The sequence below is a fragment of the Dactylosporangium sp. NPDC051484 genome, from assembly GCF_040689395.1.
Lineage (GTDB): Bacteria > Actinomycetota > Actinomycetes > Mycobacteriales > Micromonosporaceae > Dactylosporangium.
In genome coordinates this window covers 281,643-304,562 of sequence record NZ_JBFAZX010000001.1, presented here as the reverse complement: position 1 = coordinate 304,562, position 22,920 = coordinate 281,643, and the positions used below count along the sequence as shown (strand labels likewise).

The window sequence follows — 22,920 nt, the reverse complement described above, 5'->3', positions numbered from 1 at the left end:
CAACTGGCATCGCCCGCGGGGCTCCCGGCCCCGCGGGCTCTGCTTCGTCGCGGCACGTCAGAGCAGGGAGTTCAGCCTCCCGTAGGCCTCGGCGTAGCCGGCTCGGTCGAGGCGCTCCACGCTCGCGGCGCTGGCCGCGAACGCGCGCATCAGGCCGCGGCGCACCCGCATCGCGGATATGGGGTTGGTCGATGTGAACAGTGTGACCTCGGCGTCCGCGTAACGCGCGCGCAGGAACCAGACGACCGGGGTGAGGACGCGAATCGCGCGCCCGGTGAGCGGCGAAACGAACAGTACCGCGGCAATGATGACGTATCGACCGGTGCCTTCGATGAACGTCAGCGCGGCCGCCGTCCCCACGGTGGCCAGCGCGCCGGCGACGAGCAGGACGATCCGCGCGGGGCGGCCGTCGTGCTCGAGGCGTAGATCCTCCAGCCCCTCCAGGTCGTACACCTGAGGGTCGGGTTTCCAGACGGCGTAGACGTCGTCGGTGATGACGATGTCGTGATCCTGATAGAAGACGGTCGGCATAAGTTCCCCCCTTAGCCTCACCATCAGTATGAGTCGGCCGCGTCACAGATCGCCAGACCACAAGGTGCCATATCGCAACCTGCACAGCACCCACCAGCCGTGCGACTGCCGCGACGCGCGTTCCCCCTGATGACGTACCTTAGCGTCGCGGAGGGTGAGCGATCGACGCAAATGGAAATTTCAGCCAGAAGATCCGGCGACCGACGAACGTCCCGGCTCCGGCGCGCTCGCCTCGCCTCGCCTCGCCTCGCGGAATCCTGAACGGGAAATCGGCCACAATCATGAACGTGGACCTCGGAGCCATGCGACGCTCGTCAACCGGCCGGCCAAGAGGAAGTGGTCGTTGCCGAGCCGCCGAAGGTCGCCGAGGAGCGGGGCACGTCCGCCTTGCCAGCCTGTACAACGCCGAACGCCCGGCTCCGTCGGTGTCGACGGGCCGGGCGTCCGGGCTGGCCTGGAGCGGTGGCGCGGGGATTCGAACCCCGGGAGGAGTTACCCCCTCACACGCTTTCGAGGCGTGCTCCTTAGGCCACTCGGACACGCCACCGCCGAAGAGGTTACCTGACGCCCCGACCCCATCCGCGAGGGGGCTCGCCGTTTGGCAGGATCACGGGTATGAGCACGCACATCGGCGCCGAGCCGGGTCAGATTGCCGAGCGGGTCCTGCTGCCTGGAGACCCCCTGCGGGCGAAGTGGATCGCCGAGACGTACCTCAAGGATGCCCGCTGCTACTCCACCGTGCGCAACATGCTCGGGTTCACGGGCACCTTCGACGGCGTCGAGGTCTCCGTGCAGGGGTCCGGCATGGGGATGCCCTCCGCCAGCATCTACGCGCACGAGCTGATCAACGACTACGGCGTCAAGACGCTGATCCGGGTCGGCAGCTGCGGGGCCATCCAGGACTCGCTCAAGCTGCGGGACGTGGTGGCGGCCATCGGGTCGAGCACCGACTCGAACATGAACCGGGCGCGGTTCGACGGGCTCATCGACTACGCGCCGGTCGCGGACTTCGGGCTGCTGCGCACCGCCGTCGACGTGGCCGCGCAGAAGGGGATCGCGATGCGGGTCGGACCGGTCCTGGCCGCCGACGCGTTCTACACGGACCGGCCCGACCTCTACGACAGGCTCGCCGACTACGGGGTGCTCGCGGTGGAGATGGAGTCCGCCGCGCTGTACACGATCGCGGCACGGTTCGGGGCGCGGGCGCTGACGCTGCTGACGGTCAGCGACCACATCAAGACCGGCGAGCGCACGACCGCCCAGGAGCGGGAGCAGACGTTCGGCCAGATGGTCGAGGTAGCGCTCCAGGCGAGCATCGCCTAGTCGCCGGGGGATGGCACGGTGTACCGGGTCGGCCGACGGCCGGCCCCTACTCGCGATGGCCGGCGAAGAAGGCGCGCAGCAGGGCTGAGGACTCGTCCTGCAGCACCCCGCCGATCACCTCGGGCCGGTGGGTGAGCCGCCGGTCGCGCAGCACGTCCCACAGCGACCCGGCGGCGCCCGTCTTGGGCTCCCAGGCCCCGAAGACGACCGTGCCGATCCGGGCCAGCACGAGCGCGCCGGCGCACATGGTGCACGGCTCCACGGTGACGACGAGGGCGCACTCCTCGAGCCGCCAGCCGTCCCGCTCGCGGCGCCCGGTGGCGCGGCGCAGGGCCATCATCTCGGCGTGCGCGGTCGGGTCGCCGGTCAGCTCGCGCTCGTTGTGGGCGGCCGCGAGCTCCGACCCGTCGGGTCCGAGGATGACCGCCCCGATGGGCACGTCCGGCCCGGCGCAGGCGGCGACCTCGAGCGCGCGGCGCATCGCCGGCTCCCACCGGCGCCCCACCGCGCTCACGCCTCGCGCAGTTCCTCGATCTCGTCGCCGGCGCCGATCGCCTGGCAGATCTCGGCGGTGAGGTCGGCCGGCAGCATCCCTTCCTGGCTGCACAGCTCGAGCAGCTGAGCGCCGGACAAACCCAGGTCGGCCAGCAGCTCCGGGTCGCCGACCGGCTCGACGTCGGGCTCGGCCGACGGCCGCTCCTCCTCGTCCTTCTCCTCGGACGTCTCGTCGCCGACCTCGGCGACGTCGGGGAGCTGCTCCTCGACGTCGCCCAGGAGGATCGCGCCGAGGCGCGACTCCTCGGCGAACACCGAGTCGGAGCCGAAGACGCGCAGATCCTCGCCATCGTCGAGACGCAGGATCACCAGGTAGGCGTCGTCGGACTCGACGAACAGCAGCGAGACGGCCGCCTCCGGATCGGCGTCGCGCAGGCGATCGGTGATCTCTTCGATGTCGGCGACGCCACTGAGGTCGAGCTCGGCAGCGGCCCAGCTTTTGGCGTCGCGCGTGACAGCGGCAGCGAAGTGCGACACGGTCCCCCCGGTCGGTGCTCGTCGGTACGCGTGAACACTATTCGAGCGGGTTGCTGCTCGGCACCAAAGGGTCCCGGACTTCAGTCGGCGAGTCGTCGCCGGTTGGCGATCAGCTCGCGCAGGCGGTCGGCGCGCAGCCGACGCGGGTGGAGCCGCTCGCGGAACGCTTTGGCGTCCGCCAACTCGACCAGCAGCGCGAGCCGCCGGCGACGCCGCTCGGGGTCGAGCCGCTGCAGCCTCAAAGCCATGTTGCTGAGAGTGATCCTCGCCCGAATCCACGTCAAGAGTACGGGCCGAACTCCGATGAACCACTACTCGGTGTGTCCGGCCGACGCCCGAAGGCTTCGCCCGAGACGGTCACCACAGCAGCCAGTCACCCCCGGCGAGCCGATACGCCACCACGATCCCGGCGATCGCCACCGCCACCCCACTGGAGGCGGCCACGCCGACGGCCACACCGCGGTCGCCGAAGCGGGCGAGGACCGCGGCCGCGGCCCAGGCGAGGAACCCGGCGACGAGGGTGATCCAGACATACCCCTGGGCGGACCCCATCATCAGCAGGCCGAACAGCAGCATCCAACCGGCCCCGGCGGCAGCGCCGGCAGCGACCATCGGTGCGCGGATCGGCAGCGGCTCGCGATACATCGGCCGAGGCTGGCTGACCTTGAACACCGGCGGGCGCACGGCGCCCTGCCAGGCCCCATACGCGGCGGCGGGCGTCGGCGGCCGGGCAACACTCAGCCGCGGCGGCGGCCCGACAACCGGCGGCCCGACGACCGGCGGCCCGACGACCGGCGGCCCCATGGCGCCCGGCCACGGGGTGCGCCCCGCAGTCGCCTGGGGCGCAGTCGCCTGGGGCGCGGTCGCCTGGGGCGCGGCGGCTATCGGCGGGAAGGCCGTCGCCTGCGGGAAGGCCGTCGCCTGCGGGCGGCCGGGGGGAGGAGCCGGAGCCGGACCGCCCGGTTCCTTCCACTGCGACTCGCTCACTGCCACACCAGCAGCTTAGCCCGACCCTGCACCGAAGACCGCGAGCCGCTTCCGGCTCGCCCGCCGGTCGTCACCTGGCGCGCTCCGCACCCAATCCAGCAGGGGGCCGGCCGCGACGGCAGCCGCCATAAAAAGGATGAAGCTTATGAAAGCATAGTAACTGGATACAATTTCGTAAATAGCTAGCAACAGGGCGGCATAAGGCGTTCGTCGGGCGTCCCGAGCCGAACGGGTGGTCGGGGGATGTGGGACAGTTCCGCAGTGCGTGATGCGACGTTGAACGTGGCGGTGATCGGGCTCGGGCTGATCGGTGGATCGGTCTTACGGGCGCTCGCGCTGCACGGCCACCGCGTGAGCGGCTACGACGCCGACCCCGCGACCAGGGCGACCGCGCGCACCGCGGCCGCGCAGGCGCCGGCCAACGCGCGCTGGCACGTGACCGCGTCGATCGGCGACGCGGTGCGCGACGCCGATCTCACCGTCGTCGCGGTGCCCCTACCGGCCGTCGGCGCGGTCTTCGACGAGCTGGCGTCGCTCGGCTACGTCGGCGTCGTCACCGACGTCACCTCGGTCAAGGGCCCCGTCCGCGACCTCGCCGCCGACCGGCTGCGCACCGGCGGGCAGGCGCTGGCCACGTTCGTCGGCGGCCACCCGATGGCCGGCCGCGAGACGTCCGGGTTCACCGCCGCGGACCCGCGGCTGTTCACCGGCTGCGCCTGGGTGCTGTGCCTGAGCGAAGACGGCACCGGCATCCGCGACTGGGTCGAGCTGGCCGCGCTCATCACCGGCCTCGGCGCCCGGGTCGTGCCGGCCACCGCCGACGAGCACGACGCCGCCGTCGCCGCCATCTCGCACGTGCCGCACCTCGTCGCGGCCGCGGTCGCCGCGCTGATCTCCAACGACCCGCTGGCCGGCACCCTCGGCGCCGGCTCGTTCCGCGACGGCACCCGGGTCGCCGCCGCCCGCCCGCAGCTCACCGCCGCGATGTGCGGCGGCAACGCGCCGGCGGTCCGACGGGCCCTGGACACGGTGCTCGCCGACCTCAACGTGGCACGCGCGGCGCTCGACGACGCCGACCCGATCGGCGCGCTCACCCCGTGGCTCACGCCCGGATACAACGCGCGGCTGGCCTGGCCACCGCAGCCGGGCGAGTCCGCCGACCTGCCGGCGCGCGTCGACGTACTGCTGCGCCTAGGCCGGGTCGGCGGCTGGATCGAGTCGGTCTCCGCCGACCGCCGGACGGTCCGCGCCATCCGCCCGGCCTGAGAACACGCGCTCGTCCGTCACCACCGCGGTGACCAGCCCGGCCGGGGTCACGTCGAAGGCCGGGTTCACCGCCGGCGTGCCCGCGGGCGCCGCCGCCCCGACCACCTCGGCCGCGCCGCGGTCCTCGATCTCGACGTCGGCCCCGGACGCCGTCGAGAGGTCCACCGTGGACTCCGGCGCCACGCAGATGAACGGGATGCCCGCCGCCCGCGCGCCGAGCGCGTGCGCGTACGTGCCGATCTTGTTCACCACGTCGCCGTTGGCGCAGATCCGGTCCGCGCCGAGGATCACCGCGTCCACCTCTGCGCGGGCCATCAGGAACGGGCCGGCCGAGTCGACGGCCAGCCGGTGCGGGATACCGGCCTGGGCGAGCTCCCACGTGGTCAGGCGGGCGCCCTGCAGCAGCGGGCGGGTCTCGCTGGCGATGACGCCGCCGAGGGAGCCCCGGCGGTACAACTCGAAGACCACCGCCAGCGCGGTGCCGTCCACGACGGTGGCCAGGCCGCCGGTGTTGCAGTGGGTCAGCAGCCGCACGCCCGGTCCGCACAGACGCTCGACCAGGTCGGCACCGCGCCACGCCATCGCCGCGGAGCTCGCGATCTCCTCGTCCCTGATGCGCAACGCCTCCTGCAGCACGGCGTCGAAGGACGGCAGCAGCGCCGCCGCGCGTCGCGCGCCGCGGGCCAGGTTGACCGCCGTCGGTCTCGCCGTTTGCAGCAGGTGTACCGCACGAGCCCGCGGCTCGGCGCCGGAATGTTGCCTGGCGGCGAGCGCCACCCCGAGCGCGCCCGCCACCCCGAGCGCCGGCGCACCACGCACGGCGAGCCGCTGGATCGCGTCGACGAGCTCTTCCACGGTCTCCAGCCGCAGGTACACGATCTCGGCGGGCAGCCGCGTCTGATCCACGATGACCACGGCCCCGTCGATCCAGTCAATGGTGCGCATCCATGCTCCGTTCACCCCGTCCGGTCCGGCTTCACGAAAGCGCCAACGCGGAACGTTGACGCGCGTACATTCGGTTTTCATGAGCTCCGTACTGGTGCTCGCGGCGGTCTCGTGCCTATCGGGGGCGGAGTTCGGGACGCTGGTGCTGCAGTGCGCAAACCCGTTCGCCACGCTGACCCGCACGCGAACGGTACTCGCCCACCAGCGCCAGCACGCCTGACCCGTCCCGCGTACCTCGGATAGCGTGGAGCGCATGCCGTCAGCGCGTGACCCGCTCGCCGATCTGCGTCGCATCGCGTATCTGCTGGAGCGGGCCCACGAGAAGACCTACCGCGTGCGGGCCTTCCGCGGCGCCGCGGCCAAGCTGGCCAAGCTCCCCGAGGGCGAGCTCGCGGCACGGGCCAAGGCCGGGACGCTCACCGAGCTGGCCGGGGTCGGAGACGTCACGGCGCGGTGCGTGGCCGAGTCGCTGGCCGGGGAGGAGCCGGTCTACCTGCGCCGGCTCGAGGCGACCGCCGGGCAGGACCTCGACGAGGCCACCACCGCCCTGCTCCGGGCGCTACGCGGCGACTGCCACACCCACTCCGACTGGTCCGACGGCGGGTCGCCGATCGACGAGATGGCCATGGCCGCGGCGCAGCTCGGGCACGAGTACCTCGTGCTGACCGACCACTCGCCGCGGCTCACGGTGGCACGCGGGCTGTCCGCGCAGCGGCTCGAGGAGCAGCTCGACGTGGTGGCCGGGATCAACGCCGGGTTCGCGGGGCTGGGCATGGAGTTTCGGATCCTGACCGGCATCGAGGTGGACATCCTCGCCGACGGGTCGCTCGACCAGTCCGATGAGCTGCTGGGGCGGCTCGACGTCGTGGTCGGCTCGGTGCACAGCAATCTCAAGGACGAGCCCGAGGTCATGACCCGTCGGATGGTCACCGCGCTGGCCAATCCGCACCTGGACATCCTCGGGCACTGCACCGGGCGGCTGATCACCGGCGGGCGGGGCACGCGGGCGGAGAGCCGGTTCGACCCCGCGGCCGTGTTCGGGGCGGCGGTCGAGCACGACAAGGCGATCGAGATCAACTCCCGGCCCGAGCGGCTCGATCCGCCGAAGCGGCTGCTACGGGTGGCGCTGGAGGTCGGCTGCCGCTTCGCCATCGATACCGACGCCCACGCTCCCGGCCAGCTCGACTGGCTGCCCAACGGGTGCTCCCGCGCCGTCGCCTGCGGCGTCCCCGTCGAGCGGATCGTCAACACCATGCCCGCCAAGGACCTCCTGGCGTGGGCGGCGTCGCACGAATAGGCCCTGCGAGATGCCCACGCCGGCCAGCACGATGAGGCCGCCGACCGGCTGGTGCCAGGTGAGGTGCTCATGAAGGAGCACGACGCCGGCGATCGCGCCCACGAACGGCGGGAAGTACGCGACCATCGAACCCGTCGTGACGCCCGCGGTCTGCACCACGTGGTAGTTCAGCGCGAACGCGATCCCGGTGCCGAACACGCCGAGCGCGAGCACGCCGAGCCACACCCGCGGCGAGAGGCCCAGCGGCGACGACGGCAGGCCGGCGACGAGCGGCGCCGCGATGACGAGGTGCAGCGTCGACATGACGAGCTGGCCGGCGGAGACCTGCAACGGCGCGATGTCGAAGTGCTGCATCAGCCAGCGGCTGTAGTTGAAGGCGATGCCGTAACAGGTGACTGCGCCGAGCAGCATCAGCTGGCCGGTCAGGGAGCTGCCGCCGATGCCGTCCCAGACGCCGAGGACGACGAGCACTCCGAGAAACCCGGCCAGCAGGCCGGCGATCTGCCGGCGGCTCGGGCGCTGCGAGCGGACCGCGACGAGAGTGACCACGAGCGTGGTCAGCGGGGCGGTGCCGTTCCAGATGCCGGCCAGCACCGAGGGCACGCGCTGCTCGGCGTAGCCGAAGAGGGTGAACGGTACCGTCGAGGCGAAGAGCGAGAAGAGGAACAGGTGCCCCCAGAGCCGTGCGCCGCGGGGCAGTGGCAGTCGGCGCATCGCCAGCAGGATCAGCAGCGTGACGGCGCCCAGGGCGATGCGGTAGAGCGCGATGTACGCCGGCGCCAGCCCCGTCAGTGCGTCCTTGATGAACATGAAGCTGGTGCCCCAGATGAGGGCGACGGCGGCGAACGCCGGCAGCCAGCGTTTGACGTCAGGGGCGGGGCTCGGCATAGGCCTTACTCTGCACCGGCGCGAGTGGCTCTGTCGCGCGCGTTTCGGACCTCGTGGTGCAGGTCAAGCCACCCGCCGGGAATTGGCCTGCGGGTGTACCCCGATGATCGACTCAGTGCCGTAGGGTCGGCCCGTGGGTTCTATCGATGACATCGCCAACAGGTATGTCGAGCAGTGGGCGCCCCTCGACCCGAACGGGGCGACCTTCGTCGGCGTGGCCGGCCACGACGACCGTCTGACCGACCTCTCGCCCGACGGTTTCGCCGCACTCGCCGACCTCGACCGGCGCACGCTCGCCGCGCTCGCCGCCGAGACGCCGGCCACCGAGACCGAGCGGGTCGCCAAGGAGGCCATGCAGGAGCGGCTCGGGCTGGCCCTCGAGCGCTACGAGGCCGGCGATCTCACCAGCGACGTCAACGTGATCTCCAGCCCCCTGCACGGGGTGCGGAGCTCGTTCGACCTCATGCCGACCGTCGGCGAGAAGGCCGTTGCCGACATCCTCGCCCGGCTCGCGGCCGTGCCGGCGGCGCTCGCCCAGTGGCGGCAGACGCTGCTGCACGAGGCGCAGCGCGGCCACGTCGCGCCGGCCAGGCAAATCGTCGAGGTGGCCAAGCAGTGCGAGGTCTGGGCCGACCCCGAGGGCGACAACTTCTACCCCGACCTGGCCGCCCGCATCGGCGCGGACAACCCGGCGCTCGCCGCCGACCTAGCCCGCAACGCCGAGGCCGCGCGTGCCGCGACCGTTGAGACGGGCGCGTTCCTGCGCCGCGAGCTGGCGCCGCTGGGCCGGCCGAAGGAGGCCGCCGGGCGCGAGCGCTACCAGCTCGCCTCGCGCTACTTCCTGGGTGCCACCGTCGACCTCGACGAGGCTTACGCCTGGGGCTTCGACGAGCTGGCCCGCCTCGAGTCGGAGATGCGCACGGTCGCGGACAAGATCGTGCCCGGCGGGACCGTCGACGAGGCGGTCGCCGCGCTCGACGCCGACCCCGCCCGCACGATCCACGGCAAGGAGGCGTTCCGCGACTGGATGCAGGAGCTCGCCGACGCCACCGTGCGGGAGCTCAACGGCCGGCACTTCGACATCCCGGAGCAGGTGCGGCCGATCGAGTGCATGCTCGCCCCGACCTCGGACGGCGGGATCTACTACACCGGCCCGAGCGAGGACTTCACCCGCCCCGGCCGCATGTGGTGGGCGGTGCCCCAGGGCGTCGACAGCTTCTCCACCTGGCGTGAGGTCACCACCGTCTACCACGAGGGCGTCCCCGGCCACCACCTGCAGATCGCGCAGACGTATGTCCGGGCCGAGCTGCTCAACCGCTGGCGCCGGGTGCTCGCGTGGTCGTCCGGCCACGGCGAGGGCTGGGCGCTCTACGCCGAGCGCCTGATGGACGAGCTGGGCTATCTGTCCGACCCCGGCGACAAGCTCGGCATGCTCGACGGGCAGGCGTTTCGGGCCACCCGGGTCATCGTCGACATCGGCATGCACCTGGAGCTGGAGATCCCGCAGGACAACCCGTTCGGCTTCGCGCCCGGCGAGCGCTGGACGCCCGAGCTCGGCTGGGAGTTCCTGCGGGCGCACTGCCGGATCGAGGAGAAGAGCCTGCGGTTCGAGCTCAACCGATACCTTGGCTGGCCCGGTCAGGCGCCGTCGTACAAGCTCGGCGAGCGCGCCTGGCTCGCGGCCCGCGCCGACGCCCGGGCCCGCAAGGGCTCAGCGTTCGACCTCAAGGCCTTCCACCGCGACGCGCTCAATCTCGGCTCGCTCGGCCTCGACCCGCTGCGCGCCGCGCTCGCCCGGATCTGATCGCGCTGGCCGAGTCCGGGCACGAGATGTGCCCGGACTCGGCCGGTCAGGCGGCGTAGGCGATGTTCAGACTGGGCGCGGTCTTGGTCATTGTCACGGTTCTATAACGACAATCCCGTGAGGTTCTTTTCCGGCATCGAAGCTCCTAAGTTTGCTGACGAATGCCGCAATAACCGCATCACGAAAAACTCGGCATTGCGCAGTCCTCATGCCCGATGGTTAGTTAGGTCCCATAACTAACGAGGGTGGCCGCCATCCACCCGGCACGTTGGTCACCGCGCGACAGAGGGTCGGCGCCCCGCGTCCAGCGGCTGCTTTCGCAAGCGCGGTCGGCGCGCGTCTTGCCTGGCTGAACCCCGCAGCTCAGGAAGGACACCCGCACATGGCCCCATCCCCGCGCCGGTGGCGGCGGCTGCTCACGGCAGCCACCCTCGCCACCGGCAGCACCGTCGTGGCCGCCGTGGCACATGCCCCGGCCGCCGCGGCCGTTCCGCTCCCGGCCACTGACTACCAGCACGTCCAGCTGGCACTGGGCAGCGCCGCGCTCGGCGAGCCGATGTCCCTGGCGGTCATGCCCAACCGATCAGTGATCCACACCGCCCGCGACGGCACGGTCCGCGTCACCGACGCCGCGGGCAACACCAAGGTCGCCGGCAAGCTCTCCGTCTACACCCACGATGAGGAGGGCCTGCAGGGCGTCGCCGTCGACCCCGGTTTCGCCACCAACCGGTGGGTGTGGCTGTACTACTCCCCGACCCTTTCCACGCCGGCCGGCGACGCGCCCGCCACGGGTACCGCCGCGGACTTCAACGCCTGGAAGGGCCACCTCAACCTGTCCCGGTTCACGCTGAAGACCGACAACACGCTGGACCTCACCAGCGAGAAGGTCGTGCTCACCGTCGACAACGACCGCGGCATGTGCTGCCACGTCGGCGGGGACATCGACTTCGACGCGCAGGGCAACCTGTACCTGACGACCGGCGACGACACCAACCCGTTCGAGTCCAACTCGTACACGCCGATCGACGAGCGGACCAACCGCAACCCGCAGTACGACGCGCAGCGCTCCGCGGCCAACAGCAACGACCTGCGCGGCAAGCTGCTGCGGATCCGCCCCAACACCGACGGGACGTACTCGATCCCGGCCGGCAACATGTTCGCCCCGGGCACCGCGAAGACCCGCCCGGAGATCTACGCGATGGGCTTCCGCAACCCGTTCCGGATGAGCGTCGACAAGCCGACCGGGGTCGTGTACATCGGCGACTACGGCCCCGACGCGGGCACGACCGACCCCAACCGCGGCCCCAACGGCCAGGTCGAGTTCGACCGGGTCACCGGGCCGGGCTTCTTCGGCTGGCCGTACTGCACCGGCACCAACACCACGACCGAGACCTACAACAAGTGGGACTTCGCCACCAACACCACCGGCCCGAAGTTCAACTGCGCCGGCGGCCCGGCGAACAACTCGTTCCGCAACACCGGCCTGACGACGCTGCCCGCGGCCAAGCCGAGCTGGATCCGCTACGGCGGCGACGCCGGCAGCCCGCCCGAGTTCGGCAGCGGCTCCGAGTCGCCGATGGGCGGCCCGGTGTACCACTACGACCCGAACCTCAACTCGGCGGTGAAGTTCCCGCAGTCGCTGGACAACAACTTCTTCGCCGGCGAGTACGGCCGCAAGTGGATCAAGCCGGTGCTCGTCAACGCCGACGGCTCGCCGGGCACGATCTCCACCTTCCCGTGGGCCGGCACCCAGGTCATGGACATGGCCTTCGGCCCCGACGGGGCCCTGTACGTGCTCGACTACGGCACGGGCTCGAACAACCAGGCCCTGTACCGCGTCGAGTACGTCGGCGGCGGCAACAAGGCGCCGATCGCGAAGCTCACCGCGGACAAGGCCTCCGGGCCGAACCCGCTCACCGTGAACTTCTCCTCGGCGGGCAGTTCCGACCCCGAGGGCGGCGCGCTCACCTACGCGTGGGACTTCGACGGCAACGGCACGACCGACTCCACCGCGGCCAACCCGACGTACACGTACACCACCAACGGCACGTTCACCGCGAAGCTGACGGTGAAGGACCCGCAGGGAGCGACCGGCACGGCCAGCACCGTCATCTCGGTGGGCAACACCGCGCCGACGGTGAAGCTGACGCTGCCGGCCAACGGCCAGCTGTTCAGCTTCGGCGACACCGTGCCGTTCTCGGTCACGGTCACCGATCCGGAGGATGGCACGATCGACTGCTCGAAGGTCACCGTGACGTACCTCCTCGGCCACGACAGCCACTCGCACCAGATCACGTCGAAGACCGGTTGCACCGGCTCGATCACGGTCCCGGTCGACGGTGAGCACGACGCGGCGGCCAACGTCTACGGCGTCTTCGACGCGTCCTACACCGACAATGGCGGGCTGACCGGCCACGGCTTGTCGACGCTGCAGCCGCGGCACCGGCAGGGCGAGCACTTCAGCGCCCAGTCGGGCGGCGTCCAGATCGCGAGCCACGCCTCGGCCGAGGGTGGCTCCACTGTCGGATTCATCGACAACGGTGACTGGATCTCGTTCTCGCCGTATCTGCTGAACAACGCCACGCAGTTCACCGCCCGGGTCTCGTCGGCGACCATCGGCGGCACGATCGAGGTGCGGGCCGGCTCGGCCACCGGCACCCTGCTCGGCACCGCCACGGTGACACCGACCGGGAGCTGGGAGACATTCGCCAACGTCACCGCGAACATCTCCGGCGCGCCGAGCACGGCCACCACGCTGTACCTGGTGTTCAAGGGCGGCACCGGCAACCTGTTCGACCTCGACGCGTTCACCTTCAACACCGGAACCCCGACCACGCCGGTGGTGAACCTCAAGTCGCTGACGAACAACCTGTATGTGTCGGCGCCGAACGCGACGACCGCGCTGATCGCCAACTCCTCGACGATCGGCACCGCGCAGCAGTTCGACCTCGTCGACCTCGGCGGGGGCAAGGTGGCGCTGCGGTCGCGGGCGAACAACCAGTTCGTCTGCGCCGAGAACGCCGGCGCCCAGCCGCTCATCGCCAACCGGGCGGCGGCCGGCTCGTGGGAGACGTTCAACCTGATCCGCAACACCGACGGCAGCGTGAGCCTCCAGGCGACGGTGAACGGAATGTACGTCACCGCGGAGAACAACGGCGCGGGGTCGCTCATCGCCAACCGCACCGCGATCGGACCCTGGGAGAGGTTCCAGCTGACCGGGGCGTAAGCGCATCTGTTGGTCCGTGGGGGTGCTCGGCGCGGTCGCCGGCGCCCCCACGGATCGACCGCGACCGCCGGGTCCAGCTGAACGCTGAACCTCGACGCGGCGGACCGGCCGACCACGGTCTGGGTCACGACGCCTTCTCCCGCGTTGGGCAGCGGGAACCGAACGCGCGCCCGGCGGCGCCGCTCCCGCTGCCCAGGACCCCGCCGGGTCTCGCGGGAAGACCAGTCGTCGGTTATGCCCGCATCACCGTGGCGATGGGGATGCGGGCGGCGCGGAAGGCCGGGATGGAGCCACCCAGCAGGCCGGCGATGAGGCCCGCAATCACACCGGCCACGCCGGCCTGCCACGGGAACGTCATGTCGTGCAGCTGGGGCACGCGGTCGCCCAGGATGCGGACGCCCAGGTTTACGCCAGCGGCTGCGACGGCGATCGCGGCGCCGGCCGTCAGCAGGCCCGTGAGCAGGGTCTCGGCCAGGACGATGCCGGCCAGCAGGACGCGCGGGGTGCCCACGGCGCGGCGCAGGGCGAACTCCTCCACGCGCTCGCCCACCGTGGCCAGGCCGACGTTGAGGATGCCGGCCACGCCGATGAGCAGGACCAGCGTCGCCATACTCAGGAAGATCCAGCGCAGGATCGTCAGCTGCTGCTCGATGCTCTTGCGGGCATCGTTGGTATGGACGTCCACGGCCTCGCGCGGGACGCCGGCGGCGATCAGCTTGCGGATCAGCAGGCTCTCCGTCTCGCCGGCCGTCGGGGAGAGCATGACCTCCAGGCCGGGGCCGCTGCTCATCGCCATGGGCCGGCCGCCCTCGGGTCCGCCGGTGGCGACCACGGCGGTGGCGTCGGACGCGGCCTGCTGGGGCAGCCAGTTGTTGATCTCGTCGATGCGGGCGTAAGCCGTCGGCTGCCCCTGGCCGTCGTCGATGATGCCGATGATGCGCGGGGTGGGGTTGGCGATGGTGCCGTCGAGGCGCATCTCGGCCGGGATGCGGTAGCGGCCGAAGCCGACCGCAGCGGCCTTGTTGATGACGATGCGCGGCGAATACGACGGCTTGCCTGAGAAGTCCAGCCAGTTGCCGGCGACCGGGCGGAACGGGCGGAACTGCCGGATGTCGTTGACCGCCGCGATGAGCCGCACCTCGATCGCGGCGCCCGGCGGGGCGGGGATGCCCTGGTCGACGGGCATCGGGCGGCAGATGCCGGATTCGTCGCAGCGCATCTCGTAAGCCGTCCCAGGGGTGTAGCCGCCGTATGCGTCGAGACGGTCGAACGGTATGCCGCCCGGGTTGATCGGCCTGACGTTGGGCTCGCCGATGATCGCCTGCATCTGGAAACTCGCGGCCACACCCGGCTGGTCCTTGATCGTGGCCATCGCGACATCCACGGCCGAGCCCATCGGCGGGACATACATCATCCGGGTGCCGTCCTTGCCGGATTGCAGCTCGACGTCGGCCAGGGACAGCGTGCGCGCGGTCTCGGCGGCCGCCTGGACGGTGACGACCGCGAGCACGCCCAGGAACAGCGAGATCATCGACAGGAACGTGCGCATCTTGCGGGCGCGGATGCCCTGCAAGCCGATGATCAGCGCGGAGCGGAACCTACCCGAGAGCCGGATCATGCCGGCTCCAGCGCGGCGGGGCGCAGCACGCCGTCCACAAGGCGCAGCACGCGCTGCATCTTGGCCGCGTGGGCCTGGTCGTGGGTGACCAGGATCAGCCCGCAGCCGCGATCGGTGGCGGCCCGCAGGACGTCGATGACGAGGTTGCCGGTCTCGGTGTCCAGCGCGCCGGTGGGCTCGTCGGCCAGCAGCATCCGCGGGCCGCGCACGAGCGCCCGCGCGATCGCGACCCGCTGCTGCTCGCCGCCGGAAAGCCGGGTCGGGTGGTTCTTGGCGAGATGCGCGATGCCGACCTGGTCGAGCGCCTCCAGCGTGCGCGCGCGCCGCTTGCGCCGTGGTAGCCAACCCTGGCCGTTGACCAGCGCCATGGCCACGTTTTGCGCGGCGGTGAGGTGCTTGAGCAGGAAGAAGCGTTGGAACACGAAGCCGAACTCGGCGCTGCGCAGCGCGGCGGCCCGGCGCTCGGAGATGCGGGCCAGGTTGCGGCCACGCATGACGTAGGTGCCTGAGTCAGGGCGGTCGAACAGCCCGATGAGGCTCAGCAGTGTGCTCTTGCCCGAGCCGGAACGCCCCAGGATCGCCACGCTCTCGCCCTCGCCGACGGTCAGATCGACACCGTCGAGGATGGCGCGCGGCTGCTGCTGGCCCTTGAGGGTCTTGGTGATGCCGGCAAGCTCGATGATCGGCCTCATTTGCCCATCCCTGGGACGCCCTGGCCGCCCTTCGCGGCGGGAATGTTCGGCCCAGGCACGGCGACGGTCTCCTCCTCGGTCAGACCGCTCTTGATCTCGATGACCTTGCCGTCGGTGAGCCCAAGCGTCACCTCGCGGATCTCGCGGCTCTGGTCGGCCTTCACCACCTCGACCTGGCCCTTGCCATGTGAGCCGGCGACCGCCTCGACCGGCAGGACCAGCGCCCCGACCGTCTTGGCGGTGATCACCTCCACGGTGGCGGCGGCGCCGTTGATGAGCTTTACGTCGGCCGGCCCGACGCAGACCAGTCGCATCCCGGTCGACTCCGACGGCTGTTGCTGCTGACCCGGCGGCGGGGGCAGCACCGGGGCGGCGCTCGCGCTCGGGTTGGGCGCGGGCGGTTTGGGCTCGGGGATCACGCCGGCCGGCAGCGCGGCGAGCGTGCCGAGCACGGTGCAGGCGAACGGCCCCGGCCCGCTCTTGACCTGTGCGGTGACCGACTGCAGAGTGTCGGAGACCTGGTAAGCCTGAGCACCGTCGATGTCCGCGACGATGCCATACCCGACCTGACGGGCCGACACGATCGGCATGCCCGCGGTCACCTTCGACCGGTCTTCGACGAGCCGCCCGGCGAAGGCAGCCCCGGCGGGCACCTCGACCGCGGTCAACTTGCCGCCGGCCCAGATGTTGGCCACCTTCGTCGGCTTGGTCGGGGTGCCGGTCGGCGCCTTCACGTCGAGATACCGCACCTCGCCGTCGATCGGCGCGACCAGCCCGAACGTCGGGCCCAGCGCGACCTTCCCGCCCAGGCTGACCTTGTTGGTGAGGTCCTGCCGCGTCGGCTTGGCGGTGGTCACCGCGGTGCCGCGGTCGGCGAGGCCCGGCGGCTGCTGCGAGGTGGCGGACTGCGTGCACCCGGCCAGCAGCCCGAGCACGGTCAGGAGCGGCAGGACTCTTCGCACCGGCAACCTCCGAAACCAGTTCGCGGTCTGATCGAAGTCCGCCACAGGGTAGCCGCCGGTCGGGGGGCCGTGCTGCCCCGTTTGGGGTGAACTCGGAAAAACCACCCAGCGTGCAGGATGTGGACACGGAGCGCCCCCGGGCGATGACCCAGGCGACGCCGGAGGAAATCTGACCCAGGTCACCGACCCGGGGGTACGTTCGAAGCGAGGCCGGCGTCGTAGTAAGGGCGTGCGAAACATGGCTCTCTGGAAACCGGATCCGACCTTCTACCCGTCACCGCGCGACGCGTTGCTGGCCCCGCCGGAGAGGCTCGCCTACGTCTGCGCCTTCGACCGCTCGGCCGAGCGGCCCGACGCGATCGCCGTGGTCGACACCGATCCCGGGTCGCCGGCCTACGGCACCGTTGTCGGCTGGACCGATCTGCCCAACACCGGCGACGAGCTGCACCACTTCGGCTGGAACGCGTGCAGCAGCGCGCTGTGCCCGTACGCGCCGCACCCGCACGTCGAGCGCCGCTACCTGATCGTTCCCGGGCTGCGCTCGTCCCGCATCCACGTGTACGACACCGCGCCCGACCCGCGGCAGCCCAAGCTTGTCCGGCTGCTGGAGCCCGAAGATCTCGCCAAGCGGGCCGGGTACTCCCGTCCGCACACCGTGCACTGCGGCCCGGAGGGCATCTACGTCTCCGCACTCGGCGGGGCCGACGGAGCGGACGGGCCCGGCGGCGTGGCCCTGCTCGACCACACGTCCTTCGACGTGCTCGGACGCTGGGAGATCGACCGGGGGCCGCAGTATCTCGCCTACGACGTCTGGTGGCACCTGGGCCACGACATCGTCGTCACCAGCGAGTGGGGCACCCCTTCGATGATCGAGGACGGGGTCGTCGCCGAGCTGCTGGCCGGTCGCAAGTACGGTCACGCCCTGCATTTCTGGGACCTACGCAAGCGGCGGCACCTGCAGACCGTCGACCTCGGCGACGAACACCAGATGACCCTCGAGCTGCGCCCGGCCCACGATCCGACCAAGGACTACGGGTTCGCCAACGTCGTGATCAACGTCGAGGATCTCTCCGCATCCGTCTGGGTCTGGCACCGCGAGCACGGGTCGTTCAAGGCCACCAAGGTCATCACGATCCCGGCGGAGCCCGCGGACGCCGGCCTCCTGCCGCCCGTACTGCAACCGTTCGGCGCCGTGCCCCCGCTCGTCACCGACATCGACCTCACCGTCGACGACCGCTTCCTGCTCGTCTCCTGCTGGGGGACCGGCCGGCTGCTGCGCTACGACGTCACCGACCCGTTCAGCCCCGGGCTCGTCGGCGAGGTGCGCCTCGGCGGCATCGTCACCCGGGCCGCCCACCCCACGGCGCCGGACCTCCCGCTGTCCGGCGGCCCGCAGATGGTCGAGATCAGCCGCGACGGACGTCGGGTATACGTGACCAACTCTCTCTACGGGGCCTGGGACGACCAGTTCTACCCCGATGGCGTCGGCGCCTGGATGGCGAAGCTCGACGTCACCGAGCAGGGCGCACTCGAGCCCGACCTCAGGTTCTTCCCGCACGGCGAGGCCTTCCGCGGCCTGCGTGTGCACCAGACCCGCCTCCAGGGTGGCGACGCCTCGTCGGACTCGTACTGTTACCCGTGATGGCCACCGGAGCACTCGTCGCCCTCGCCGCCATGGGCGCCTTTCACGGCCTCAACCCGGGCATGGGCTGGCTGTTCGCCGTCGCGATCGGGTTTCAGGAGCGCAGCCGGGCCGCCGTGCTGCGGGCCCTGGCCCCGATCGCCGCCGGCCACGCCGTGTCGATCTTCGTGGTCGCCGGGCTCGTCAGTGCCCTCCAGTCCGTGGTCGCCACCCGTGGCGTCGCCATCGGCGGCGGCACGGTGCTGGTCGGCTTCGGCCTGTGGCGCGCCCTGTCGCAGCGGCACTTCCGCTGGGCCGGCATGCGCCTCACGTTCCCGCAGCTCTCGGGCTGGTCGTTCCTCATGTCCAGCATCCACGGCGCCGGGCTCATGCTCGTCCCCGTCCTCGTCGCAGGGGGCATCGACGTCGGCGCGCACCACCACCACGGGGTAGCCGCCCAGGCCGGCGCCCCGCTCTGGATCGGCTTCCTGGCCACCGCCGTCCACACGATCGGCATGGTGACGGTCGCGGGCGTCATCGCCCTGCTCGTGTACCAGGCCGTGGGCCTGCGCATCCTGCGCTCGACCTGGATCAATCTCGACAAGGTGTGGGCCTTCGCCCTGGTCGGCGCCGGCATCGCGACCGTGGCGGTGGCTGTTTAGGCCGTCCGCCCCCGGCGGCCTGTGCGATCGCCGGGGGCTGACCTGACCCGAGCGCTCGCCAGCGAGCAGCGCCGTCCCCCCGGTGGCCGGTGCGACCGCCGGGGGCGCTTCGCCACGCCGGAACGGCCTAGACCGGCGCGGCAAGCAGGTCGGCCAGGGCCTCGGCCGTCTCGGGATGGGTGCTGAGCAGTGCCAGCGGTCCCGCCGCGGTCCCGCCGTCGGCCGGCGACGACGCGCGCCAGCCGGCGTCCAGGCCGAGCACGCCGGCCAGGGCGTCGGTGGTCGCCGGGTGCGCGGCGAGGAAGGCGCCGACCGGGCCGGTCGCCGGGCCCGCCGCACCGTCGCCGGGCCCGGCGACGGTGCGGGAACGCGGCTTGGCCAGCCATGGCGGAACGAACGCGTCGACCGCCGGCAGCGTGGCAGGGAACGTGCGGCCGGCCTCCCGGATGAGCACCGGGACCAGCTCGCTGGCCTGGTCGCGCAGCGTGGTGATCAGGGTCGGCAGCCATGGGAGCAGCACCGGATCGGGCAGCTTCGCGAAGGCGTTGGACATGAGCTCGACCACGAACGGCGTGAGCTTCGGGACCGGGTCCAGCGCCTGGATGAAGCCGCTCAGGTATTGCGGGATCGACGGCACGACCAGCGGGTTGCCCAGCAGGTCGGCGCAACGGGCCCGCAGGTCGGCCAGCGGCAGCAGGCCCAGCTGGTGGTGAGCGGACCACAGCAGCGCGACCTTCGCCGGGCTCTCCGGGTGGGACTGGCGCACGGCCAGCTCGAGCTGGGCGCGGTCGCAGCCGAGCGACAGCGCCAGGCCCTCCATGGTGAACAGGAAGCCCAGCATCGCGGCGACCTGCCGCACCCCGGTCTCGTCGTCGACGAACGCGGTCGGCAACAGCGTGCAGTAGTGCGCGTAGCCCGCGGTGACGAACGACTCGCACCACGCCGGCAGGGTCGGCTCGGTCGCGCGGTAGTGCGCGAGCAGCCGCCGGATGCGCCGCAGCACCTCCGGGGCGTCGTCCACCGTGCGCTCGGCGGCGAGCAGTTCCACCGCGCGGGCGCCGAGTTCGTCGGTGAAGCGGCGGCTGCCGAGGAACAGGATCGAGTCCTCGACGGCGCTCAGGGCGACCGCCGCGGTGGCGTCCGGCGCCCAGACCGAGCGGCGCAGGCGCTGTTCGACGACCTGCTCGACGGTCACGCCCTCGTAGCCCAGCTCGATGATGAACCGCTGGTGCTTGCCGATCGCCAGGTCCCAGCTCTCCTGGATGGACTTCTCCCCCAGCCGGCGGGTGCCCATGATGGGCCGGACCGCGCCGTCGGGCAGGAGATACCGCAGCATCCACAGCAGGTGCGAAGCCGGCCCGAGCTCCGGTCGGCCGGCCAGGTCGAGCAGGGCCCGCTGCACGGTCGACTTCGTCAGGTCGAGGCCGATCGGAGCGAGCCGGTCGTAGACGTCGCGGGCCAGCGGCGGCAGCGCCTCGTAGCCGACCTGGCCGACCCGGTCGCCGCCGAGCAGGATCTCGCAGAGCCGCCGCACGTCCCGCCGACCGGGCACGACATCCTTCTCGATGCAGGTGACCGCCGCGTCCTGGAAGTCATACGGCGTCGGGCGCGCCCGGTTGCGCATCCCGGCCAGCAGGATCGACGTCTCGAACACCGCGATGGCGTCGGCGGTGCTGGCCAGGTAGCCGTTGCGCCGGGCCAGCCGCACGATGTCGACGCACCAGCCGAGCAGCTCCTCCTCGTCGAGCGCGTCGAGGACCGGCGGGCTGGCGAGGAAGCCGGAGAGCCGGTCGGCCACCGGCTCCGGGGCCGCTCCCGCCGCCATCGCGACGGCCTTGCGCTTGCGGCTGCCCTTCTGGCCCTCCAGCTGAAACGGCGTGAGCCGCGCCCGGGTGGCCGACTTCTGCCAGGTCGCCGCGGCGATCGAGACCGAGCCCGATGCGAGGCCGAACTGCGTCTCGATGGCCGAGTGGCTCGACGGGATGAGCCCGTAGAGCCACGTCGTCGCCGTGCGCGGGCTGATCTCGAAGTCGGGCACGCTCTCGCCGGTGCCGAACTCCGCGACCCGGCTCGCGGCGTGGAAGGCGCCACAGACGTAGAGGCAGTCGGCCTTGTCGACGCCGGTGCGGGCCAGGTGCTCGCGCATCCGGGTCCACATGTATCGCTCCCGGTCCTCGTCCACCGCGACCCGCCGGGTGTCGGCCGGAGCAAGCCGCCGGAACAGGCTGCCGATGAGCACCATGACCTGCCGGTAGGTGGCGTAGTCCGCGCCGGCGAGCGGCTGCTCGACATACTGGTCCCACCACTCCGACCAGTGCCGCACCTTGCCGTGGTGCAGCAGGTGCTGCTCAAGCTCGGCGAAGCGCGGCCGCAGGTCACCGATCTCGATGCCGACCGCGTCGCCGTGCAGGTCGGCCTCGTCCGGCTGCTGGTCCGGCCCCTCGGCGCCTTCGGCCGATGGCGCGCCGTCCTCGCGCGGCTGCCACTGGAACACGTGGTCGGTCGAACGGTCGACCAGCACCAGCTCGACGCCGGGCGTGTCGAGGGCGTAGGCGATGGCCTGATACTCCGCGGACGCCTCGGTGATCGGCGCGACGACGCTGAGCGGTCCCCACTCCTGCGGAAACCCGTCCAGCTGCGACGCGAACGCCTGCAGCGCCACCGGCAGGCGGCAGTTGCGCAGCTCGGTGAGTAGCGGCGCCATGTCCTCGCACAGCTCGAGGTAGATGACCTTCGGCTGCTTCTCGCGCAGCCGCCGGACCATCGCGAGCCCGGACGCGGGCGAGTGGTGGCAGACCGGGAAGATCTCCAGTTCCTCACGCAGCGCCCGGTCGACGTCGTCGACGATGCCGGCCAGAATCTCCGGGACCGCGCCCGGCCCCTCGGCGAAGGCCGTGGCGGCCTCCACCATCTGGGACCGTAGCGCACCGAACGGTGGTGTCTCGGTCATGACAGAGTGGCGATCGCCTGACGGCCGCCTTCGAGGAACGCGGGCCACTCCCCGCCGTCCTCCTTGCTGCGCGGCTCGACGACGCCGTGCCAGTACTTGTTGAGAATCGCGAGATCCTCCGGGCTGCGCCGGGCCAGCGACCCGACCAGCGACCCGGCGAGTGTCTCGGCGCGCAGGCTGCGGTCGCCGAAGAACGTGCTGTGCAGGATCGCGTCCTCCAGCACACCGATCTGCTCGGCGGTGGACAGCGCCGACTCGAGCTTGTCGTCGTCGCTGGTCGCCGACGCGGCCGCGGCCCGCAGGTCGGCGAAGCTCTGCAGCAGGATGTCGAGCAGGTTGGGCGGCACGTCGAGCTCGATGCGGTGCCGGCGCAGCAGCTCGGTGGTGCGGAAGCGAACGATCTCCGCCTCGCTCTTCTTGTTGGTCACGACCGGGATCCGCACGAAGTTGAACCGCCGCTTGAGCGCCGAGGAGAGGTCGTTGACACCCCGGTCGCGGCTGTTGGCGGTCGCGATGATCGAGAAGCCGGGCTGCGCGAAGACGATGTTGTCGTCGTCCAGCTCCGGGATCGACACGTATTTCTCGGACAGGATCGAGATGAGCGCGTCCTGCACGTCGCTGGTCGAGCGGGTCAGCTCTTCGAACCGGCCGATGACGCCCTTCTCCATCGCGGTCATGATCGGCGAGGGGATCAGCGACGCCCGGGACTGGCCCTTGGCGATGACCATCGAGACGTTCCACGAATACTTGATGTGGTCCTCGGTCGTGCCGGCCGTGCCCTGCACCACGAGCGTCGAGTTGCGTGAGATGGCCGCGGCGAGCAGCTCGGCCAGCCAGCTCTTGCCGGTGCCGGGGTCACCGATGAGCAGCAGGCCGCGGTCGGAGGCCAGCGTGACGATACTGCGCTCGACGAAGCTACGGTCGCCGAACCACTTCGGGGAGATCTCGCGGTCGAGGCCGTCGGCGCGCTCCGAGCCGAGGACGAACAGGCGGATCATCCGCGGGCTGAGCCGCCACGAGAACGGCTTGGGCGCGTCGTCGATCGACTCGAGCCAGTCGAGCTCCTCGGCGTATTTGACCTCAGCGGGGGCGCGGAGCATGTCGGTCATGAGGGGT

At 71.4% G+C, this 22,920-nt stretch carries 19 protein-coding genes, 1 tRNA gene and 1 pseudogene; 8 read left to right on the top strand and 13 right to left on the bottom strand.

Going from position 1 to position 22,920, the window contains the following annotated elements; translation table 11 throughout:
• Positions 1-57: 57 nt before the first annotated feature.
• Entirely contained in the window at positions 58-531 is a 474-nt protein-coding gene (locus AB0367_RS01485; RefSeq protein ID WP_366224195.1) for a DUF6232 family protein, read from the bottom strand.
• Between the two features lie 460 nt (positions 532-991).
• Positions 992-1,078: transfer RNA gene (locus AB0367_RS01480), tRNA-Ser, on the bottom strand.
• A 68-nt stretch (positions 1,079-1,146) separates the two neighbouring features.
• On the opposite strand from AB0367_RS01480, the gene deoD reads away from it, so the two are divergent.
• Positions 1,147-1,854 carry a purine-nucleoside phosphorylase gene (gene deoD, locus AB0367_RS01475; protein WP_366224194.1) on the top strand — a complete coding sequence of 236 codons (708 nt, stop codon included), beginning with the start codon at positions 1,147-1,149 and terminating at the stop codon, positions 1,852-1,854.
• A 46-nt stretch (positions 1,855-1,900) separates the two neighbouring features.
• Here the strand turns inward: deoD and AB0367_RS01470 are convergent, their stop codons facing one another.
• From AB0367_RS01470 to AB0367_RS01455, 4 genes are all read right to left on the bottom strand, one after another.
• Positions 1,901-2,335 carry a nucleoside deaminase gene (locus AB0367_RS01470; protein ID WP_366224637.1) on the bottom strand — a complete coding sequence of 145 codons (435 nt, stop codon included), beginning with the start codon at positions 2,333-2,335 and terminating at the stop codon, positions 1,901-1,903.
• Between the two features lie 29 nt (positions 2,336-2,364).
• Entirely contained in the window at positions 2,365-2,886 is a 522-nt protein-coding gene (locus AB0367_RS01465; RefSeq protein ID WP_366224193.1) for a tRNA adenosine deaminase-associated protein, read from the bottom strand.
• An 80-nt stretch (positions 2,887-2,966) separates the two neighbouring features.
• Positions 2,967-3,134, bottom strand: coding sequence for a hypothetical protein (locus tag AB0367_RS01460; RefSeq protein ID WP_350543006.1), 168 nt, complete (start codon positions 3,132-3,134; stop codon positions 2,967-2,969).
• 109 nt (positions 3,135-3,243) lie between these two features.
• Positions 3,244-3,879, bottom strand: a complete 636-nt coding sequence (locus AB0367_RS01455; RefSeq protein ID WP_366224192.1) for a hypothetical protein — start codon at positions 3,877-3,879, stop codon at positions 3,244-3,246.
• Positions 3,880-4,134: 255 nt separating this feature from the next.
• On the opposite strand from AB0367_RS01455, the gene AB0367_RS01450 reads away from it, so the two are divergent.
• A complete protein-coding gene (locus AB0367_RS01450; RefSeq protein WP_366224191.1) occupies positions 4,135-5,139 on the top strand; it encodes a prephenate dehydrogenase/arogenate dehydrogenase family protein in 1,005 nt (334 codons plus the stop codon).
• On the opposite strand, the gene mtnA is transcribed toward AB0367_RS01450, so the two are convergent.
• Positions 5,065-6,084, bottom strand: a complete 1,020-nt coding sequence (mtnA, locus tag AB0367_RS01445; RefSeq protein ID WP_366224190.1) for an S-methyl-5-thioribose-1-phosphate isomerase — start codon at positions 6,082-6,084, stop codon at positions 5,065-5,067. The two genes, AB0367_RS01450 and mtnA, sit on opposite strands and share 75 nt — an antisense overlap.
• Positions 6,085-6,163: 79 nt before the next feature.
• On the opposite strand from mtnA, the gene AB0367_RS01440 reads away from it, so the two are divergent.
• Positions 6,164-6,304 carry a hypothetical protein gene (locus tag AB0367_RS01440; RefSeq protein ID WP_366224189.1) on the top strand — a complete coding sequence of 47 codons (141 nt, stop codon included), beginning with the start codon at positions 6,164-6,166 and terminating at the stop codon, positions 6,302-6,304.
• Between the two features lie 33 nt (positions 6,305-6,337).
• On the top strand, positions 6,338-7,381 hold the full coding sequence (locus tag AB0367_RS01435) for a PHP domain-containing protein (protein ID WP_366224188.1): 1,044 nt from the start codon (positions 6,338-6,340) through the stop codon (positions 7,379-7,381).
• 72 nt (positions 7,382-7,453) lie between these two features.
• Here AB0367_RS01435 and AB0367_RS01430 read toward each other — a convergent pair.
• Positions 7,454-8,191: pseudogene (locus tag AB0367_RS01430) on the bottom strand (DMT family transporter); the annotation flags it as partial.
• Positions 8,192-8,402: 211 nt separating this feature from the next.
• On the opposite strand from AB0367_RS01430, the gene AB0367_RS01425 reads away from it, so the two are divergent.
• Positions 8,403-10,073, top strand: coding sequence for a DUF885 domain-containing protein (locus AB0367_RS01425; protein WP_366224187.1), 1,671 nt, complete (start codon positions 8,403-8,405; stop codon positions 10,071-10,073).
• Positions 10,074-10,455: 382 nt separating this feature from the next.
• Positions 10,456-13,299: a PQQ-dependent sugar dehydrogenase gene (locus tag AB0367_RS01420; protein WP_366224186.1), complete on the top strand. Its 2,844-nt coding sequence runs from the start codon at positions 10,456-10,458 to the stop codon at positions 13,297-13,299.
• Positions 13,300-13,531: 232 nt separating this feature from the next.
• On the opposite strand, the gene AB0367_RS01415 is transcribed toward AB0367_RS01420, so the two are convergent.
• The 3 genes from AB0367_RS01415 to AB0367_RS01405 are packed head-to-tail and all read right to left on the bottom strand — an operon-like array spanning position 13,532 to position 16,571.
• Positions 13,532-14,917 carry an ABC transporter permease gene (locus AB0367_RS01415; protein WP_366224185.1) on the bottom strand — a complete coding sequence of 462 codons (1,386 nt, stop codon included), beginning with the start codon at positions 14,915-14,917 and terminating at the stop codon, positions 13,532-13,534.
• Complete coding sequence (locus tag AB0367_RS01410) at positions 14,914-15,609, bottom strand: ABC transporter ATP-binding protein (protein ID WP_366224184.1); 696 nt, start codon at positions 15,607-15,609, stop codon at positions 14,914-14,916. The genes AB0367_RS01415 and AB0367_RS01410 overlap by 4 nt, the downstream gene beginning before the upstream one ends.
• On the bottom strand, positions 15,606-16,571 hold the full coding sequence (locus tag AB0367_RS01405) for an efflux RND transporter periplasmic adaptor subunit (protein ID WP_366224183.1): 966 nt from the start codon (positions 16,569-16,571) through the stop codon (positions 15,606-15,608). Before AB0367_RS01405 ends, AB0367_RS01410 begins: the two co-directional genes overlap by 4 nt.
• 238 nt (positions 16,572-16,809) lie before the next feature.
• Here AB0367_RS01405 and AB0367_RS01400 point away from each other — a divergent pair, with 238 nt between their 5' ends.
• Together AB0367_RS01400 and AB0367_RS01395 are read left to right on the top strand one after the other, a co-directional pair.
• Positions 16,810-18,213: a selenium-binding protein SBP56-related protein gene (locus tag AB0367_RS01400; RefSeq protein ID WP_366224182.1), complete on the top strand. Its 1,404-nt coding sequence runs from the start codon at positions 16,810-16,812 to the stop codon at positions 18,211-18,213.
• A complete protein-coding gene (locus AB0367_RS01395) occupies positions 18,213-18,854 on the top strand; it encodes a hypothetical protein (protein ID WP_366224181.1) in 642 nt (213 codons plus the stop codon). The genes AB0367_RS01400 and AB0367_RS01395 overlap by 1 nt, the downstream gene beginning before the upstream one ends.
• 127 nt (positions 18,855-18,981) lie before the next feature.
• Here AB0367_RS01395 and AB0367_RS01390 read toward each other — a convergent pair whose 3' ends face one another.
• On the bottom strand, positions 18,982-21,804 hold the full coding sequence (locus tag AB0367_RS01390; RefSeq protein WP_366224180.1) for a DUF5682 family protein: 2,823 nt from the start codon (positions 21,802-21,804) through the stop codon (positions 18,982-18,984).
• Entirely contained in the window at positions 21,801-22,913 is a 1,113-nt protein-coding gene (locus tag AB0367_RS01385; RefSeq protein ID WP_366224179.1) for an AAA family ATPase, read from the bottom strand. The genes AB0367_RS01390 and AB0367_RS01385 overlap by 4 nt, the downstream gene beginning before the upstream one ends.
• Positions 22,914-22,920 lie beyond the last annotated feature (7 nt).

Excerpts from the sequence above, each read along its gene's own strand:
- AB0367_RS01470 (WP_366224637.1), bottom strand. The coding sequence starts at position 2,335 with ATGCGCCGCGCGCTCGAGGTCGCCGCCTGCGCCGGGCCGGACGTGCCC.
- AB0367_RS01410 (WP_366224184.1), bottom strand. The coding sequence starts at position 15,609 with ATGAGGCCGATCATCGAGCTTGCCGGCATCACCAAGACCCTCAAGGGC.
- mtnA (WP_366224190.1), bottom strand. The coding sequence starts at position 6,084 with ATGCGCACCATTGACTGGATCGACGGGGCCGTGGTCATCGTGGATCAG.
- AB0367_RS01435 (WP_366224188.1), top strand. The coding sequence starts at position 6,338 with ATGCCGTCAGCGCGTGACCCGCTCGCCGATCTGCGTCGCATCGCGTAT.
- deoD (WP_366224194.1), top strand. The coding sequence starts at position 1,147 with ATGAGCACGCACATCGGCGCCGAGCCGGGTCAGATTGCCGAGCGGGTC.
- AB0367_RS01400 (WP_366224182.1), top strand. The coding sequence starts at position 16,810 with ATGGCTCTCTGGAAACCGGATCCGACCTTCTACCCGTCACCGCGCGAC.
- AB0367_RS01385 (WP_366224179.1), bottom strand. The coding sequence starts at position 22,913 with ATGACCGACATGCTCCGCGCCCCCGCTGAGGTCAAATACGCCGAGGAG.
- AB0367_RS01395 (WP_366224181.1), top strand. The coding sequence starts at position 18,213 with ATGGCCACCGGAGCACTCGTCGCCCTCGCCGCCATGGGCGCCTTTCAC.
- AB0367_RS01420 (WP_366224186.1), top strand. The coding sequence starts at position 10,456 with ATGGCCCCATCCCCGCGCCGGTGGCGGCGGCTGCTCACGGCAGCCACC.
- AB0367_RS01415 (WP_366224185.1), bottom strand. The coding sequence starts at position 14,917 with ATGATCCGGCTCTCGGGTAGGTTCCGCTCCGCGCTGATCATCGGCTTG.
- AB0367_RS01440 (WP_366224189.1), top strand. The coding sequence starts at position 6,164 with ATGAGCTCCGTACTGGTGCTCGCGGCGGTCTCGTGCCTATCGGGGGCG.
- AB0367_RS01485 (WP_366224195.1), bottom strand. The coding sequence starts at position 531 with ATGCCGACCGTCTTCTATCAGGATCACGACATCGTCATCACCGACGAC.
- AB0367_RS01390 (WP_366224180.1), bottom strand. The coding sequence starts at position 21,804 with ATGACCGAGACACCACCGTTCGGTGCGCTACGGTCCCAGATGGTGGAG.
- AB0367_RS01460 (WP_350543006.1), bottom strand. The coding sequence starts at position 3,134 with ATGGCTTTGAGGCTGCAGCGGCTCGACCCCGAGCGGCGTCGCCGGCGG.